17 protein-coding genes and 1 pseudogene are annotated in these 15,887 nt (G+C 68.3%); 10 read left to right on the top strand and 8 right to left on the bottom strand.

Annotated elements, in window-relative coordinates; all coding sequences use genetic code 11:
* The first annotated feature begins 51 nt into the window (after nucleotides 1-51).
* The 3 genes from ACGH7X_RS38730 (at nucleotide 52) to ACGH7X_RS38720 (ending at nucleotide 3,195) form a co-directional block, all read left to right on the top strand.
* Complete coding sequence (locus tag ACGH7X_RS38730) at nucleotides 52-1,023, top strand: SDR family NAD(P)-dependent oxidoreductase (RefSeq protein WP_399895147.1); 972 nt, start codon at nucleotides 52-54, stop codon at nucleotides 1,021-1,023.
* Between the two features lie 255 nt (nucleotides 1,024-1,278).
* The gene (locus tag ACGH7X_RS38725) at nucleotides 1,279-2,196 is read left to right on the top strand and encodes a class I SAM-dependent methyltransferase (RefSeq protein ID WP_399895144.1); all 918 of its coding nucleotides are present in this window, start codon (nucleotides 1,279-1,281) and stop codon (nucleotides 2,194-2,196) included.
* Nucleotides 2,197-2,616: 420 nt separating this feature from the next.
* Nucleotides 2,617-3,195, top strand: coding sequence for a TetR/AcrR family transcriptional regulator (locus tag ACGH7X_RS38720; protein ID WP_399895141.1), 579 nt, complete (start codon nucleotides 2,617-2,619; stop codon nucleotides 3,193-3,195).
* Between the two features lie 17 nt (nucleotides 3,196-3,212).
* Here ACGH7X_RS38720 and ACGH7X_RS38715 read toward each other — a convergent pair whose 3' ends face one another.
* Together ACGH7X_RS38715 and ACGH7X_RS38710 are read right to left on the bottom strand one after the other, a co-directional pair.
* On the bottom strand, nucleotides 3,213-3,836 hold the full coding sequence (locus tag ACGH7X_RS38715; RefSeq protein ID WP_399895137.1) for an NADPH-dependent F420 reductase: 624 nt from the start codon (nucleotides 3,834-3,836) through the stop codon (nucleotides 3,213-3,215).
* A gap of 52 nt (nucleotides 3,837-3,888) precedes the next feature.
* The gene (locus ACGH7X_RS38710) at nucleotides 3,889-4,617 is read right to left on the bottom strand and encodes an SDR family oxidoreductase (RefSeq protein ID WP_399895134.1); all 729 of its coding nucleotides are present in this window, start codon (nucleotides 4,615-4,617) and stop codon (nucleotides 3,889-3,891) included.
* 291 nt (nucleotides 4,618-4,908) lie between these two features.
* On the opposite strand from ACGH7X_RS38710, the gene ACGH7X_RS38705 reads away from it, so the two are divergent.
* The gene (locus ACGH7X_RS38705) at nucleotides 4,909-5,790 is read left to right on the top strand and encodes an SDR family oxidoreductase (RefSeq protein WP_399895132.1); all 882 of its coding nucleotides are present in this window, start codon (nucleotides 4,909-4,911) and stop codon (nucleotides 5,788-5,790) included.
* A 27-nt stretch (nucleotides 5,791-5,817) separates the two neighbouring features.
* Here the strand turns inward: ACGH7X_RS38705 and ACGH7X_RS38700 are convergent, their stop codons facing one another.
* Nucleotides 5,818-6,309 carry a GNAT family N-acetyltransferase gene (locus ACGH7X_RS38700; RefSeq protein ID WP_399895129.1) on the bottom strand — a complete coding sequence of 164 codons (492 nt, stop codon included), beginning with the start codon at nucleotides 6,307-6,309 and terminating at the stop codon, nucleotides 5,818-5,820.
* A 98-nt stretch (nucleotides 6,310-6,407) separates the two neighbouring features.
* On the opposite strand from ACGH7X_RS38700, the gene ACGH7X_RS38695 reads away from it, so the two are divergent.
* Nucleotides 6,408-7,322: a LysR family transcriptional regulator gene (locus tag ACGH7X_RS38695; RefSeq protein ID WP_399895126.1), complete on the top strand. Its 915-nt coding sequence runs from the start codon at nucleotides 6,408-6,410 to the stop codon at nucleotides 7,320-7,322.
* 6 nt (nucleotides 7,323-7,328) lie between these two features.
* Here the strand turns inward: ACGH7X_RS38695 and ACGH7X_RS38690 are convergent.
* Nucleotides 7,329-7,646 (bottom strand): annotated as a pseudogene (locus tag ACGH7X_RS38690) (winged helix-turn-helix transcriptional regulator); the annotation flags it as partial.
* Nucleotides 7,647-7,721: 75 nt separating this feature from the next.
* On the opposite strand from ACGH7X_RS38690, the gene ACGH7X_RS38685 reads away from it, so the two are divergent.
* Complete coding sequence (locus ACGH7X_RS38685) at nucleotides 7,722-8,654, top strand: NADP-dependent oxidoreductase (protein WP_399895123.1); 933 nt, start codon at nucleotides 7,722-7,724, stop codon at nucleotides 8,652-8,654.
* Nucleotides 8,655-8,743: 89 nt separating this feature from the next.
* Here the strand turns inward: ACGH7X_RS38685 and ACGH7X_RS38680 are convergent, their stop codons facing one another.
* Complete coding sequence (locus tag ACGH7X_RS38680) at nucleotides 8,744-9,754, bottom strand: hypothetical protein (RefSeq protein ID WP_399895120.1); 1,011 nt, start codon at nucleotides 9,752-9,754, stop codon at nucleotides 8,744-8,746.
* Between the two features lie 61 nt (nucleotides 9,755-9,815).
* Between ACGH7X_RS38680 and ACGH7X_RS38675 the strand changes: the two genes are divergently transcribed.
* Nucleotides 9,816-10,523, top strand: a complete 708-nt coding sequence (locus ACGH7X_RS38675) for a TetR/AcrR family transcriptional regulator (protein WP_399895117.1) — start codon at nucleotides 9,816-9,818, stop codon at nucleotides 10,521-10,523.
* 281 nt (nucleotides 10,524-10,804) lie between these two features.
* Here the strand turns inward: ACGH7X_RS38675 and ACGH7X_RS38670 are convergent, their stop codons facing one another.
* A complete protein-coding gene (locus ACGH7X_RS38670; RefSeq protein WP_399895114.1) occupies nucleotides 10,805-11,224 on the bottom strand; it encodes a hypothetical protein in 420 nt (139 codons plus the stop codon).
* Nucleotides 11,225-11,241: 17 nt separating this feature from the next.
* On the bottom strand, nucleotides 11,242-12,183 hold the full coding sequence (locus ACGH7X_RS38665; protein ID WP_399895111.1) for a LysR family transcriptional regulator: 942 nt from the start codon (nucleotides 12,181-12,183) through the stop codon (nucleotides 11,242-11,244).
* A gap of 132 nt (nucleotides 12,184-12,315) precedes the next feature.
* Between ACGH7X_RS38665 and ACGH7X_RS38660 the strand changes: the two genes are divergently transcribed.
* The 3 genes from ACGH7X_RS38660 to ACGH7X_RS38650 all read left to right on the top strand — a co-directional run bounded on the left by ACGH7X_RS38660 (nucleotide 12,316) and on the right by ACGH7X_RS38650 (nucleotide 14,409).
* Nucleotides 12,316-13,248, top strand: coding sequence for an NAD-dependent epimerase/dehydratase family protein (locus ACGH7X_RS38660; RefSeq protein ID WP_399895108.1), 933 nt, complete (start codon nucleotides 12,316-12,318; stop codon nucleotides 13,246-13,248).
* Nucleotides 13,249-13,356: 108 nt separating this feature from the next.
* Entirely contained in the window at nucleotides 13,357-13,851 is a 495-nt protein-coding gene (locus tag ACGH7X_RS38655) for an SRPBCC domain-containing protein (protein WP_399895105.1), read from the top strand.
* 54 nt (nucleotides 13,852-13,905) lie between these two features.
* On the top strand, nucleotides 13,906-14,409 hold the full coding sequence (locus ACGH7X_RS38650) for an SRPBCC domain-containing protein (RefSeq protein ID WP_399895102.1): 504 nt from the start codon (nucleotides 13,906-13,908) through the stop codon (nucleotides 14,407-14,409).
* 662 nt (nucleotides 14,410-15,071) lie between these two features.
* On the opposite strand, the gene ACGH7X_RS38645 is transcribed toward ACGH7X_RS38650, so the two are convergent.
* Nucleotides 15,072-15,677 carry a hypothetical protein gene (locus tag ACGH7X_RS38645; protein ID WP_399895099.1) on the bottom strand — a complete coding sequence of 202 codons (606 nt, stop codon included), beginning with the start codon at nucleotides 15,675-15,677 and terminating at the stop codon, nucleotides 15,072-15,074.
* Nucleotides 15,678-15,887 lie beyond the last annotated feature (210 nt).

Raw genomic sequence — 15,887 nt, 5'->3', positions numbered from 1 at the left:
ACGAGTGAAAACCGAACTATACAATTATCGTTCAGTGCGTATAGTCGCAGCATGGACACCCACGAACGCATCTCCACGCCCTTCACCGCGTCCAGCACCGCGGACGACGTGGTGCGCGGCGTCGACCTCACCGGCGTCCGGGCGATCGTGACAGGAGCCTCCTCGGGGCTCGGGGCCGAGACGGCTCGTGTACTGACCGCCGCCGGGGCGGAAGTGACGCTCGCGGTCCGCGACACAGCCGCCGGTGCCGCCACCGCCGAAACGATCGCGAAGTCGAGCGGACACATCCGCCCCCGGGTCGTCCGCCTCGACCTCGCCGACCGGAGCTCCGTCGCCCGGTTCGTGCACACGTGGACCGAGCCGTTGCACCTGCTGATCAACAACGCGGGAGTGGTCACCGGTGGCCTCGAAAGGACACGTGAGGGCTGGGAACTGCAATTCGCGACGAACCATCTCGGACACTTCGCCCTGGCCACCGGCCTTCACGACGCTCTGGCCAAGGGAGCGTCCGATCGCCACGGGGCACGGATCGTGTCGGTCAGTTCAACGGCGCACATGCGTTCCGGCATCGACTTCGACGACCTCCACTTCGAGCGTCGTGGCTACGATCCCCAGATCGCCTACGCCCAGTCGAAGACGGCGAACTCCCTCTTCGCCGTCGAGGCGACCCGCCGCTGGGCCCGCGACGGCATCGTCGCCAATGCGGTGAACCCCGGGGGTGTCGCGACGGGACTGCAGCGGAACTTCACCGCACGGCAGAGGGCGTCGCTCCACGCGGCCGAGGCCGCAGGAGTCTTCACGTACAAGACGGTGGGGCAGGGGGCCGCCATTACCCTCGTCGCGGCCGTCGCCCCCGAGTTCGCCCACTCCGGAGGCCACTACCTCGACGATGCGCAAGAGGCCTACACCGTGCCGAACGACGCCGACCTCGCGAGGCACCCGCACGGTGTCAAGGAATGGGCACTCGACCCTGTCACCGCCGAGCGTCTGTGGGCCGTGTCGGCCGACCTGCTGCGCAGCTGACCCCCTCGGCGGATCACGGGCGACACCCCGGTCATCGTCACGGCGCAGTGCCCACCGCGCCTCGACGCTCGAGGACGGCGGGACGTTCGACGACCCGACGGCTCGGACCCGGCCGCTGCCGAGCAGGTCGGTGAGCAGAGGTCAATGCGCCCCCACGCCCAACCAGCGGAGCCATCCCCCAACAGCGGACGCGGGCGTACGACCTCTGGCGCCGATTTGTGAACCGATCCCTCCGTTGGTGTTGAATACGGCCGCATGGACAAGAGTGGGCGTGCGGCGAGCCGGACGGCGGTTCTGGTCTGCCAGGGGCGAGCAGCCGCGGACGGCAGGGCCGCTACGGGCCGGTTCTCGGATCCGGTGGCGGCACGGCTGCTGCGCGCTGCGGAGCGCAGGGTCGTGGACGAGGTGCGGGCGGGCGCTCCGCCACAGGGCTGGCAGGCGCGCATGGCCTATGAGACGGTGCGGGCGTGCTCCGAGGTTGTCGTCCCTCGAACGGTCGCGATCGACCTGGCCCTGCGCACACGTGTGACCGGCCAGCTCGTGATCCTCGGCGCGGGTCTGGATACGCGCGCGTGGCGCCTGTCCGAGCTCGCCCGGACCGATGTGTGGGAGGTCGACCATCCCGCCTCCCAGCAGGACAAGCGGGCCCGCCTTGCCGAGGCGGTTCAAGACGGCCGCGGGCAGGATGCGGACAGTCGTCCCGCCGCAGAGCTGCCGGCCGTTGCCCGCTCGGTACGGTTCACGCCGGTCGACTTCGCCGTCGATGATCTCGGTGCGGCGCTGGACGCCGCCGGGCATCAACCGTCCGCGCCGACCACATGGTTGTGGGAGGGCGTCGTTCCGTACCTCACCCGCGAGGAGGTGCGCGCCACGCTGGCCGCGCTCGCCGCCCGGACGGTTCCTGGCAGCGCGCTCATCGTCAACTACCAGACGCGGTCGGTGAAGGCGACGGCGGGGCGGCTGCTGACGCGTGCGCTCGGCAGTTCCGCCAGCTCGGGCGAGCCGTGGCGCTCGCTGTGGAAGCCGCGACAGATGGCCGCAGCCCTGGCCGAGTACGGCATGCGAGTAGTGTCGGACGACACCCTCCTCACCCTCACGCGCAGCCTCGGTGGTTCCGCCCGGGAGCGGACCTCCTTGAAGACGGGTCGCGTAGTCGTCGCAGAGAGCAACTGACGTGAACCGGACCGCCTTTGTCGCGCCCATGGAGTTGCTACGGCCGCTGGCGGAGTGAACAACCCCTCGGCCAAGACGCACGTCAGATGAGGTGTCCGGCGACCAAGTTGCCTGGCGGAGCGGTCCATGACCGCGTAATCAGGCAGGCGGTTGAGGCGCCCGGACGATCTCCCGCGGGTGGATGACCTCCGCCTGCGCGTCGAGCACATGGCGTCCCTGCGGTGAGGCCCGTGCCGACGCCGAGGTCCGCCGTACGGGTGCGTCGCTGCCTCGTCCCGTGAGGCGACGGGCGCCTCGGTCCGCACGCCGGCCGATCACGTCGCCGGAATGTCGTGTGCGGCACCGAGAGCAAGGGGCCCTCGTCCCATCGTTGCCCCCGCACGATGACGGGACAACTGTCCCTTCACCTATCCTGGTCTCATGGCTAGATGGCAACCGGGGGCGACCGAACGACTCGTCGTTGCGGCCGTAGACCTGTTCACCGAGCAGGGATACGACGCCACCACAGTGGCTCAGATCGCCGAGCGTGCCGGCGTCACCAAGAGCACCTTCTTCCGGCACTTCTCCGACAAGCGCGAGCTACTGGTGGCCGGGCAGGAGACGCTCAGCAGGCTGCTCGCGGACGGGATCACCGAGGCGCCTGCGAACGCCACCCCGCTCCAGGCGGTGGCAGCCGGCCTCGAGTGCGCTTCCAGCGCGATGGGTCCGGCGAACCGTGAGCTCGGCCCCCGCATCGAAGCGGCGGTGGCGGCCAGCACGGAACTCCAGGAGCGCGACGCCCTCAAGAGCGTCGGTCTCGCGGCCGCCATGACAGCCGCACTCGTCGCCCGAGGTGTCCCCGACACAACAGCGCACCTCGCGGCCGAGCTGGGCGTACTCGCGTTCAAACGAGGCTATGCCCAGTGGTCCGAAGGCGATCGTGATGACGCGGAAGGGCTCGCCCCGCATGCACTGGCGGCCTTGGAGGACCTCAGGATGGCCACCGCGTCGCTGAGCTGATCCTGCCGCAGGGATGCTCAGTCGGCGATGTCGACGCCGAGGGAGAAGTTGTAGTTGCCCACTCCATGGCGTCCCAGGCCCATCATCAGCACGCCGGCTCCCTCCAGCCACTGCGCCATCCTCAGGTCTCCGGTGTCCATCGGGCGCAGTCCGATGCTCTCGATGAACGCTGACGTGCGTGCCTTGGCTCGCGCGTCGTCACCGGCGAGGAACACGTCCACCGGACGTCCCTGGGTCAGGACATTGCCGAAGACGGTGTTGAACGCCTTGACGACGTGGGCGCTCGCCGGGGCGGCCTTGGCGATCTCCTGCGCTATGGAGGTGCCGTCGGGGGTGACAACGCCAGTGGCACTGGAGTCGAAGGGGTTCGTGATGTCGACGATGACCTTGCCGGCCAGTGCGTCCCCGTACAGGCTGACGAGCGGCACGGCGCTGTCGTGGGGCACGGCGAGGATGACGATGTCTCCGGCCGGGGCCGCGCCCACTGTTCCCGCCGTGGCGCCGCGGCCGAGCGCGCCGGCCACGTCCGCGGCCTTGGTCGCGTCACGGCCGATGACCTCGACGGTGTTGGCGCCGTCGAGCGCGCGGGCAGCGAGAACGCGGGCCATCTGTCCCAGACCGATGATGCTGATGTTGCTCATGGTGAGTACTCCTTCTTGTGGTGCTGCCTTTTCACTTGTGTCGCGTTGCCGGTCAGGACCAGCGCGCTCCACCGTCGACGTGGAGGGTCTCGCCCGTGATGTACGGATTGATCAACAACGCGCGGGCGGCGGCCGAGACGTCGGAGGGATCCCCCACACGGCGCGCCGGCGCGGAGGCTGCGACGTGTCGGAAGAACTCCTGTCTGTCGGGCACCACGGTGTCCCAGTTGCTGGTGTCGATCACGCCGGGCGAGACGGCGTTGACACGTGTGGGCGCCAATTCGACCGCGAGGGCGGACGCAAGTGTGCTCACGCTGCCGTTGGTGGCTGCCATCGCGACGTGTCCCGGCTTCGGCCGCCAGGCGGCCAGGCCCGAGAAGAAGAGCAGCGACCCCTCCTCTGCGATCAACGAGGCGAAGTGCTTGGCCAGCAGGATGGGGCCCACGACCTTGGCATCGAAGGCCGCGAGCAGCGCGCGGCGCTCAAGGGAGGCGACTGGGCCGTTGCCTCGTTCCGTGGCGACACTGACCAGATGATCGAGCCCGCCGGCGACCCGGACCTGGTCCGCGGCTGCCCGGATCGACTCCTCGTCCGACAGGTCGAGTGCGATGTGCCGGACGGTGTCCCCGACGGCCTTCGCCGCAGCGGCCGTTCTCTCGATGTTCCGGCCCGCGATGGTGACCCGTGCGCCATCCTCGAGGAGATCGGTGGCCAGGGCAGCAGCGATGTCGGAGCCGCCTCCGACGATGAGAACGCGTTTGTCCTTCAGTGAATACGGCATCGAACGCTCCACGCGTGTTCCGCGGGACAGGCGGTGTACCCGTCCCCGTCGGAGAGTCCAACAGGCGGGGAGGTACTACCCTTCCCGTCCGAGCATCGATAAGGATGCGCGTTGCCATAAATTCTTCTCATGTCAGAACGATGAGCGGCCTCTCCGTCCCCGGCAGCTCACGGTGACGGCGCCGACGCCGCGAGCCCTGAGCCATTCGGGAGCCTCCTAGTGATGGGACTCTTGTCCCGTCATCCTGTTAGAGTGATGGGACAGGAGTCCCATCACATGCTGGAGAGGCCCATGCGCGTCTTTGTCACCGGCGGCACCGGTCTGATCGGTTCCGCGGTCGTCGCCGAACTGCTGGGAACCGGACACACCGTCCTCGCACTCGCCCGCTCCGACACGTCCGCACGGGCAGCCGAGGCGGCCGGCGCCGAGCCGCTCCGGGGAGGTCTGACCGATCTGGACGCCCTTCGCGCCGGCGCCGCGCGGGCCGACGGGGTGGTCCACCTGGCGTTCGGCAACGACTTCAGCAGCTCCGACGCCGTCGCAAGGTCGGTCGCGGAGGAAGGTGCCGCCCTCGCGGTCCTCGGCGAGGAGTTGGTAGGCAGCGACCGCCCCCTCGTCACCGTCTCGGGTACGCCCCTCGCGCCGGGCCGCGCCTCCACCGAGGCCGACCCGGTATCTACCGACGGTCCGGTCGGCGGTCGAGGGCGCGCGGTCACGGCGGTGCTGGGCTTGGCCCCGAAAGGAGTCCGGAGCGTGGCCGTACGCCTGCCGCGCACGGTTCACAACCAAGGCTCGGGCGGATTCGCCGGAATGCTGACCGGCATCGCACGACAGAGCGGGGTGTCCGGCTACCCGGGCGACGGCACCCAGCGTTGGCCTGCCGTGCACGTGCTCGACGCGGCCGTCCTCTTCCGGCTCGCCCTGGAAGTGGCCCCGGCCGGTACCTGCTGGCATGCCGTGGCCGACGAAGGAGACAGGGTGCGGGACATCGCCACTGTCATCGGGCGACGGCTCGGACTGCCGGTCGAGTCGGTGCCGTCGGAGACCTACGGCCCTCTCGGCCCGATCTTCGCGACCGATCAGCCCTCGTCCAGTACCCACACCCGGCAGGCACTCGGCTGGGAGCCGAAGCACCCACGCCTTCTGCAGGACCTGGAGAACATCCAGCCCTGACCGGCGCCGGGGCGCTGGGCCGGGAGTTCACATCAGTTCCATGAGGACGTCGGCGCGGGCGTAGTAGTCGGTCACGGGGAGACGGTCTCGGGTGATTCTGACGAACCCCGCGTCCTCGTAGAGGTGGATGGCGGGGGCCAGTTTGGCGTTCGTGCCGAGGAACAGCCGTGTGCCACCGAGGGCCCTGGCGCGGTCGATCGCCGCGGCGACGAGCAGGCGGCCGATGCCGCGTCCCTGCGTGGCCGGAGCCACCGCCATCTTCGCCAGTTCGAACACATCGTCCGGATAGGCCAGAAGTGCGATGCAGCCGACCACTCCCCCACTGCCGGGCTCGCGCGCCGCGAGTACGTCGCCGCCCGTGGCCACGATGCGGCCGAACGGATCGCCGAGCACGGCTCGGTCCTCGTCCTCCAGGGTGAACAGGCGCGAGATCCACTCCTCGTTCAGCGCGTAGAACGCCTCGGCGTCACTTTGTGAGGCGATCGAGGAAACCTCGACGGGGGCAGCGGCGTACGACATGAGACGGGCTCCCTTTCCGGTGGCGCTGCCCACAGCCTCTGACCTCAGTCACCCATATGTCCAATACACTCGTTGGTGCCGATCAATAAGCTGAGTCTATGGATCAGCGAATCGAGCTTCGCCATCTGCGGTACTTCCTGGCTCTGGCCGAGGAGCTGCACTTCGGTCGCGCCTCGCACCGGCTGCACATCGCTCAGCCGGCCCTGTCGCAGCAGATCAGGCAGCTTGAGAAGATCGTCGGCGTCGAACTGTTCCGGCGGACCTCCCGAAGCGTCCGCCTCACGGAAGCGGGGGCCGCCTTCCAGCCACGGGCTCAGAATCTTCTGGACACTCTGGCGGCCGACCTCGACGAGGCGGGGCGTGTCGGCCGCGGTGAGGCCGGCCGCTTGGACGTCGCCTTCATCACCTCCGCCACCACCATCGTCGGCGAGCACCTGCGTGAATTCTCCCGCCGCCGCCCCGAGGTCCAGGTCAAGCTCCACGACGGCTTCACCACCGACGTCCTGGCGGCCCTGGAGCGAGGCACAGCTGACGTCGGAATCGTCCGGGATGCGGAGAAGCGGGACGACATCGACCTCTCCCTCCTGACAGCCGAACGGTTCGTCGCCGTCGTCCCCGCAGATCACCCCGCTGCCGAGGGCGACCGGGTGGACGCGCGAGCGCTGACCGCCGACCCTCTGATCCTCTTCCCGCGTTCAGCGGGACCCAAGGCGTTCGACACGAACACGCAGCCATTGCGGGACGTCGGCATCGACGTCCGGGCCGCGCAGGAGTGCTCGCACTGGCACACCATCGTCACGTTCGTCGCGGCCGGCCTCGGTGTCAGCATCGCCCCGTACAGCGTCACGGCACTGCTTCCCCCAGGCGCCCGAAGGCTCGAACTCGACGGACCCCCCACTGTGAGCCAGATCCTCATGGCCACCCGCCGAGGAGACGACCGACCCCTCGTACAAGCCTTCCTCGCGGCATCCACCTCCATGGGTCACGCCGGGAGCCGGCGTCCTCGCCGATGAGGCGGCGGCCCTCGCCCACTCGGTCAGCATGTGGATCGGCTCGATCAGCGTCGCTCCGAGCGGGGTGAGTTCGTACTCGACGCGGGGCGGCACCTCGGCGTAGGCGTGGCGGCGGATGAGGCCGTGCGCCTCGAGCCGCCGGAGCGTCTGGGTGAGCATCTTGCGGGAGATGCCGCCGATCAGCTCGATCAGCTCGCCATGGCGCACCGGGCCCCTACTGAGGCCGTAGAGCACGACCACCGTCCACTTGTCGGCGATCAGCTCGACCGTCAGACGCCCCGGACAGTCGGCGAGGAAGGGACCACCAGGACCGAAAGCGTTCATGGCGCCAACGGTACCTGCGGGTTCCTGTCAGAAACATAGCCTGGGATCTCTCCCCCCTTCACAGCCAGGAGAGTCATGCGAGTCATCACCCAGCAGGCGCTCGGCGGTCCCGAGGTGCTCACCATCGTGGACGCGCCCGAGCCTCATCCCCTCCCGACGGAGGTTCTCGTCCGTGTCAAGGCGATCGGGCTGAACCCGATCGAGGCGCTCCTGCGCGCAGGTGAGTTCCCCCCGATGCTCGGCCGGCCGCCGTTCGTCCTCGGCTGGGACATCAGCGGCGTCGTCGAACAGGGGCCGCTGACGTATCGGTTCCGGCCCGGCGACGAGGTGTTCGGGATGCCGCTGTTCCCGCGGGCGGCGAGCGCGTATGCCGAGGTCGTGTCGGCGCCGGCGTTGCACCTGGTACGCAAGCCGGCGTCGCTCTCGTATGTCGAGGCGGCGGCGCTGCCGGTCGTCGGGCTGACGGCGTGGCAGGGCCTCGTCGACCTCGCCGGCGTGAGCGAGGGCGACCGCGTCCTCGTCCACGGCGGTGGTGGCGGGGTCGGACACGTCGCGATCCAGATCGCGAAAGCGCTCGGCGCGCACGTGATCGCGACCGCCGGCGGGAGCAAGCGGAAGTTCGTCGAGGGGTTCGGCGCCGACGAAGTGATCGACTACACGGCGGTCGACTTCACCGAGGTGGTCCGCGACATGGACGTCGTGCTCGACACGATCGGCGGCGACACCGTCGAGCGGTCGCTCGAAGTGCTCCGCCCTGGCGGCCACTTGGTGACGGCGGTCGCCGAGGGGGACGCGGAGCTCACGGCCAAGTACGAGGCGGCCGGCATGCGCTTCAGCGGTATCGCGGTCGACCCCGATCCGGTCGCCCTTCGCGGTCTCGTGCAACTCGTCGAACAGGGCAGGCTCCGGGTCCACGTGCAGGAGACGTTCCCGTTCGAGCGTGTGGCCGACGCGCACCGGCTGCTCGACGGCGGTCATCTCCAGGGCAAGCTCGTCCTCAGCCTTTGAAAGCCACGGTTCGATCCCTGACATGGCGTCGTCCCTCAGGCCGTGGGCCGACAACACCGCAGGGGTCGTCGTGCCGGGCGCGGGGCCTGTCACCTCCGAAACCGCTGCGCGACTGCCGCGAAGGCGGCCTTGGGCTCCCATTCCATGTCGGGGTAGGTCTGCCCCCGGCGCCCTTCGAGGAGCTTGACGATACCCAGACCTGCCCGGTCCAAGTCGTTCCTGGGATCGCCGTCCGGGCGGTGCGGGTAGCCGGGCAAGGCGAACAGGAACACGAACGCGCTGTCCACGCCCTCGGTTTCGAAGATCTCCAACAGCTCGTTCAGATATGCGGCCTGGCCTGCCTCGTCACGCTCGTACAGGCCGTTCAGCCGTACGGGGGCCCTGGTCTCCGGGTCGTAATCGACGACTTCCAGCACCCGCCCGCCGCGGTCTCCCGCGCCGCGGTAGGCGGCGGTGCCGAACCCGGTGATGGCGAGCGGCTTCGGGCCTTGGGCCAAGGTGCGCACCGCGTCCCGGAACCGGTCGGCGACCTCGGCCGAGCGGATCAGCTCGAACGTCACGATGTCGAAGGGAGCCCAGTCGACCTGCTCGAACTGGATGGATGCGTAGGTGAGCTTGCCTTGGAAGCGCTCGCGGACCGTGGTTGCGGCATCGAGGAGGAATGCGTTGATGCGCACGCCGAGTTCGCGCATCGCTTCGGCCCGCCGCTCGGGTTGGCTCAGCAGATGCTCGACCCGCTCCTCGGGGGTCTCTCCGGGCAGGAACCCGTGGTTCATCACGCTCAGTTCGACCCCTGCGACGAATACGACCGTGGCCCCCTGCTGCCGGAGCCGTTCCGCTCGCTCGGCGCAGTCGCGGAAGAGCGTGAGGATCTGCTCCGGGTCCAGCTCCAGCGGATAGGGCGAGAACCAGACCTCCAGGCCGAGCTCGGCGGCAGTGCCGGCGGCCAGCTCCAGTCGGTCCGGGTCGCCGCCGATGATCTGGATCGCGTTGCAGTGCAGGTCGTCGCGGATGATGGTGAGCTCGCGCCGGACCACCGCGGGGTCGAAGTGCTCGCGGGATGTCTGGCCGTGCACGACGAATCCGGTGTCGTAGGTCATTCCTCTTGCTCGCATAGTGGCGTCCTCTCTGCCGGTCTCGGTCGGCCGAGGCTGACAGGAAATGTGCGTGCACGCAAGTTTGCGTGCACGCAGTCATGTGTGGAACGCTGACACCGTGACGACACCACCAGGGCTGCGGGAGCGGAAGAAGCAGGCCACGCGCGAGGCGCTGCGCGAGGCGGCCCTGCGCCTGGCCGTGGAGCGCGGACCGGACCAGGTGCGGGTCGAGGACATCGCCGAGGCGGCCGGGGTCTCGCCGCGCACCTACAACAACTACTTCGCCAGCCGCGAGCAGGCGATCGTCTCCGCTGTTACCGCGGACCGGGAGGCGCGGATCGCGGCGGCGGTCGCTGCCCGGCCCGCAGGGGTGCGTCTGGCTGACGCCGTCACCGAAGCAGTGGTCGAGCAGTACACGAACACCGGTGAGCGCGAACACCAGGCACTGCTGCTGGTCACCACCCAGACCGCGCTGCGCGACGCATTCCTCAACACCACCGCCGACATCGAGCCCCCTCTCACGGCGGTGATCGCCGAACGCCTGGGTGACGCCGGAGCGCACACGGCCCGCGTTCTCGCGGCAAGCGTGGCCGCGGCGGTTCGTATCGCGTTGGAGGGCTGGCTCCGGCCGGCGGGGAAAGCAGAGGCCGCCGGGAGTTTCGGTGCCGGAGGACTGGTCGTGGCCTCCGGCTCACTGCCCGACCAACTCGGCGCGGCGCTGGCCCCGCTCGCGCCCGCGTTCGACGCCGCCGAGCGACGCACCCAACCGTGAAGACGACCCCCTCGGGTGTCCGCCGGGCAAACAGAAGCTCCGGAACGTGCCGATGCATCGCCGAAGCCACCGCCCCGCAGATGCGCCACCCTGTCCTGCTTGGCCTGCCTACCTCCCGCGCGGCACAGCGCCATCCCTGAACAAACTACTTGGAAGCACACTCGCGTCCGCCCGAGCCGACGGTGCCCCGCTGCCTGGTGTAGGGGATCTCCGCGGTTGAGTGGGCGTGTCCACCCGCTCGGTCGACGACCTCGTCAAAGCCCGCGGCTCCGACACTTCTTTCACTCCTCGCGGCTGGGGGTTTGGAAGTTCCCGTGCTCAGGATTTCCCACGCTGCGCCGCATCTTCGGATGCGCCTTCGAGCCGCCGAATTCCCACGGGTTGCCGTCGCAGACGCTGGTCCACAACAGCTTCGCTGCCTTGTCGTCGGGATACACGCCCCACTCGCCGGTGCCGCTGCACTCCGACACCTTGTCGCCGTCGTTGTTGTACTCGGCAAGGTTGGTCACGACAACGGTGCCATCGTCCTTGAAGCGCAGGGCCCCGGCATCGCCCCCGGTCCAGGTGCCTGCGATGTCGGCCCGAGCCAGTCTCTGCTGCTGCCACATGCGCCCCGTGGCCGGCATCAACACCGCGACCGCGACCGCCGAGACCACCCCCCGCAACCCCACCGCAGCGACTCGCCCTCGTTCGTCACGCATGACTCCCCGTGCGTACGTCACGGGGACGGCCGTGGTGTCTCGTCCGGAGGACCTGCCTGGGCGAGCTGAGTCCGCACATCGCCCGGCACACTCATGCCGTGACTGCGCAGATCGCCGATGAAACGTGCGACGAGCGGATCCGGTTCCGCGGACGTCACCGCCACCAGTTGCCTGACCCACCGCGGAGAGAACGAGCGCACTGCTCCCGGAAAGCCGGGGCTGATCGCACTCACGGGACACACGGCGACTCCCAGCCCGGCAGCCGCGAGCTGCGGTGCCGTCGCGGTCACCGATGTCCTCATCACCGTCTCCGGGTGGACTCCCGCGCGGGCGAAGGACTGGTCGAGCCAGGCGCTGAGGCCGTTGTCCGGTGAGAAGTGAACGAGCGGGGCACCTTCAAGATCCTCCAGCCGTACGACGGCCTGCCCGGCCAGCACATGGTCGGCGGGCGTCGCCAACACGATCTCCTCCTCCGCGAGGGCGGTGATCGTGAAACGGCCGGCCGAGGGAGCGGTCAGCACTGCTGCGTCGACTTCGCCGGAGTCGACCAGGCCGAGCGCCTCGTCCATCGCCGTGGACTCGCGCAGCGTGATCGCGACCTCTGGCTGGCGGCGATGCCACTGCCGCATGACACCAGCGAGCAGCGGCACCGTGAGGCTCTGCGCACAGACCAGTCGCAGGACACCCCCAGCCGCCTCACCCGCCGCACGTGCCGACCGCACCGCGGAAGCGGCCGCTTCGATCGCTCGTCGGGCATCCGCGACGGCGGCACGGCCCGCGGAAGTGAGCTTGACCCCCCTGGCCTCGCGGCGAAGCAGGGCCGTACGAGTCTCGCGTTCCAACGAAGCGAGCTGGTGAGAGACAGCGGGCTGCGACGAATGCAGCAGCAGCGCGGCCTGGGTGATCGATCCGGAGTCCGCGACGGCGACAAGGCACTCAAGTGCCCGTAGAGAAGCCATCCAAGAATTCTATCGCAGGCCTTCGAAGCATGAACACAGTTGAGGGAAGCCCTCGGGGCCTGCCGTTGCTCTAACCCACGAGACCTTCTCGCCCAGGACCGGCGAGGGGCTCACAGAGCGAAGGAGAGATTCATGGCACGGACGTTCGTTACCGGGGGTTCCGGGTTCATCGGCCAGGTGCTGGTACGTCGACTCCTCGGCGCGGGGCACTCGGTGGCTGTCCTGGTTCGAAGTGAGGCATCGGCTGCGAAGGTCGCGGCACTGGGAGCGGAGCCCGTGCGGGGCGAGTTGACCGACCCGCTGACGTGGCGGGATGATGCGGCGGGCAGTGAAGTGGTGTTCCACCTCGCCGCCGAGACGGATGTCAGCGCTGATCGTGAGCGCCATGAGCTGGTGACGGTTCGCGGCACCCAGGCAGCCCTCGACGCTGCCCGATACGCACGGGTTCCGCGTTTCGTCCACTGCGGGAGCGAAGCCGCGCTCCTCGCCGGTGCCCCGCTCGTGGACGTCGACGAGACCGCCCCGCTGCGGCCCGACTCGGAAGCCGCTTACAGTGCCGTGAAGGCCGTGGCGGAGAAGATCGTGCTCGACGCGAACACCACGGACTTCGCCACGGTATCGATTCGCCCGCGGTTCGTCTGGGGCCCCGACAGCTTCCTCGTCGAGGGCCTGGTCGCGGCAGCGAAGGCGGGGCAGTTCGCCTGGATCGACGGAGGCCGGCACACGACCGACGTCACATACGTCGAGAACGCCGTCGAGGGACTCGTGCTCGGATGGCAGCGCGGCCGACCGGGTCAGGCCTACTTCATCACCGACCGGCACCGCGTCGCCCTCCGCGAGTTCCTGGAGACCCAGTTCGAGATCTACGGCGTCGACGTCCCGATCCCCGACGTGGACGCCGAGACCGCTGCCGGCGAGGTCCCCGTTCCCGCCCGATGGTTCCTCGGGCAGCAGTGCACCCTGCGGACGGACAAGGCCGTATCCGAGCTCGGATACGAGCCCGTCGTCAAGCACGCCGCCGGCCTGGACGCCGTCAGGAACTCGGTGGCACTCAGCCGCGCATGACGCGCATGAATCGCCAACCTCTTTCCGGCGTGGGTCAACGTCCTGGCCGGCCTGCGGACGGCACACCATGTGACTGTTCCAGACAATGAATCACATTTGGAGATTCCCATGTTTGAAGCGATAAATTGGCCGGCGGCCATGACTCCCAGTCGCTCCCCCATCCACTTCACCAACGAGCTCGAGGTCGAAGCCTCTCCGGAGACGGTCTGGTCTCTGCTCGTGGACCCACGCACCTGGCCCACCTTCTACCCGGGCGTCGGACACGTGCAGTTGCTTGACGGGCACGACTCGCTGCGCCTCGGGACCCGATTCGAAACCAACCTGGCCGGCCAGGACGTCTTCGCGTCCGTACAGGAGTTCCAGCCCGAGACGCGTATCGCCTGGGGTGGTTACCCCAAGGCGTCCGAAGATTCCAAGGCTTATCACGCCTGGATCATCACACCCACGCCCCGGGGCAGCCACCTCTGGACCGAGGAGACAATGCAAGGCCCGCTCTGGATCGAATTGGCGAAGCAGGATCCTGAAGTCTTCTGGCGCACGCACGAGAACCTTCTCGCGGCGCTCGCCAGTGTAGCCAACGAGCGTTCCAGGCAGGCTGGTTGACCCACGGACACGTTGAACTTCTCTCGCCAAACGCTCGAAAAGGAACAAAGTCTCATGTATGACAAGGTAATCTGGCCCGAACAGTACGACCCGAAGTTGTCGGCTCTCTACGCGCTCAATGACATCGACGTGAAGGCACCGCCCGAGGTGGTGTGGAGGCTGCTCGTCGACGCCGAGAACTGGTCGAGCTACTTCCCTCCCGAAGATCGCGTCAAGATCCTCACCGGCGAGTCGGAACTGGCCACCGGAACCAGGTTCAGCCGAGTGACGGTTGGATTTCCCATGACTCTGAACGTGACAGAGTACGAGCCATTCACCAGGCTCTCATGGGCGACGACAGTGGACGGCGACGAAACGGGTTCCAGCGCGTACCACGGCTGGGTCATCACGCCCACGGACGACGGCTGCCACGTATTGACCGAAGAAACACAGCAGGGCGCCTTCTTCGTCGAGGAACTCGGGCGTAAGTATCCCGGTGCGCTGTACCGCTACCACCAGGACTGGGTCGAGCGCCTCGCCCGTGCCGCAGAGGCGGAAGTGGCAAATCGTTCGGCCTGACCCGCACGAACGCAGGCACGTCGGCGAGTCGCCCCATCCCTTACGCAACGGTCTCCGGGAGGTCGACTGCCCTTCCACAAAACAGTGCCACCATCCAACACGCTGGGACTTCGCCGGGTCGTCGAGGACGGCCTGGGGGTGCCCGACGACATCGCGAACGCGCAGGCTGCCAGTCTCCCGCTCATCGGCGTCACGGCACTCCACGGATTGCGCAAGACGGTTCGTTTCTTGGACGCAAAGTGCAACCCGTGCGAAGTACGCAGTTCGTGATCCGCGGCACCAGAGAGGGTGGCAGGCCCGGCAAGATGGACTCCCGCCCGCCAAATCCAGCGATCGCCCTCGGCGTTCGAGAAAATAGCTTGTGCTTCGGGTAGCCGGGCAGGGCGGACTGGACACTACCTGGGTCCAGCGCGATCAGACCGTACAGGGGGATTGCGGCAATCAGGCTGGCTACGGCCGCGATCCAGCGGCGGGCACGCCTGCGCCGCGTCCCCGCGAGACTGTGCACGGCGTAGGACAGCGTTACCGCGCACGCTGGGCACTTGACGGAGTGTTGACGGGCCGGCTCCCCGTCCTCGGGGCGTTCGACCGCCCAGGTCTTGCCGCTGTAGTTTCAGGCAACGGAGCCGTACACCGGGTCAAGCGCCCGGCACCATCGTTTCTCAGTGGCTTCGGCGCGTGGGTGCGACGAACGGCTGAAGAGCCTTCTCCAGGTCCTCGGTGCGGACGGACTGTGGTGTCTCCGACGGGATGTTCCCCTCTCGATATTCGATTTCGTCGGGACAAGTGTCGTTCCCTTTCAGGGTGAACTGCGTGACCCGTTCAGCCGTTCTGGCAGTCAGCACCCGGTAGGTCCACGTGGCGCTGACGAGCGACACGAAGTGGTCGCCGAGGTACTTGCATGAGTCACCCTTCGCTCCGGTCGACATCAGGTACTCGCAGACGACCAGCTGGGTCTCGAAGCTGTTGTAGGTCGCCTCCCACCCGTCGGGAAGTGTCCGATGCGGAGCGTTCGCCGCGGAAAACCCGTTCGCGTTCACCACCTTGACGGGGTGTGGGGCCGGTCCCCCATAGGGTGCTGCATGATTGGTGTACTTCGAACGGCGCGGCTTGTCGCCAAGCTCGGAGGGACACGGGTTCTCAGCGGGCCGGTCCGGAAAGGTCACCGAGGACCTGCGCGGCTCGGGGTCGTTGCTCAAATCCAAGATCGCCAGAGTCGCCAATAAAGCGATCATCACCGCGACGAACACCCATATGCCGCGCAACATATGCTCCTCCAGGGCCGGCCCCCATGCCGCCAACCCCTTGCTGGCGCCACGACCAAGGCTGCCAGGTGATCACCACATCTGGCACCTGCCGGCAGGCATTGACACCCCGTGGCCTCTCACCGGCGCCCTGCCCCGGCCGTCCGGGGTGGGCGTCTGCGGGCGGCTGCCGAAACCAAAGGGATGAACTTGATCTTGGTAGCGGTCGGTGAC

Origin of the sequence: Streptomyces sp. BBFR51 (assembly GCF_044591655.1) — a bacterium.
GTDB lineage: Bacteria > Actinomycetota > Actinomycetes > Streptomycetales > Streptomycetaceae > Streptomyces.
This window is presented reverse-complemented; position numbering and strand designations above follow the sequence as displayed.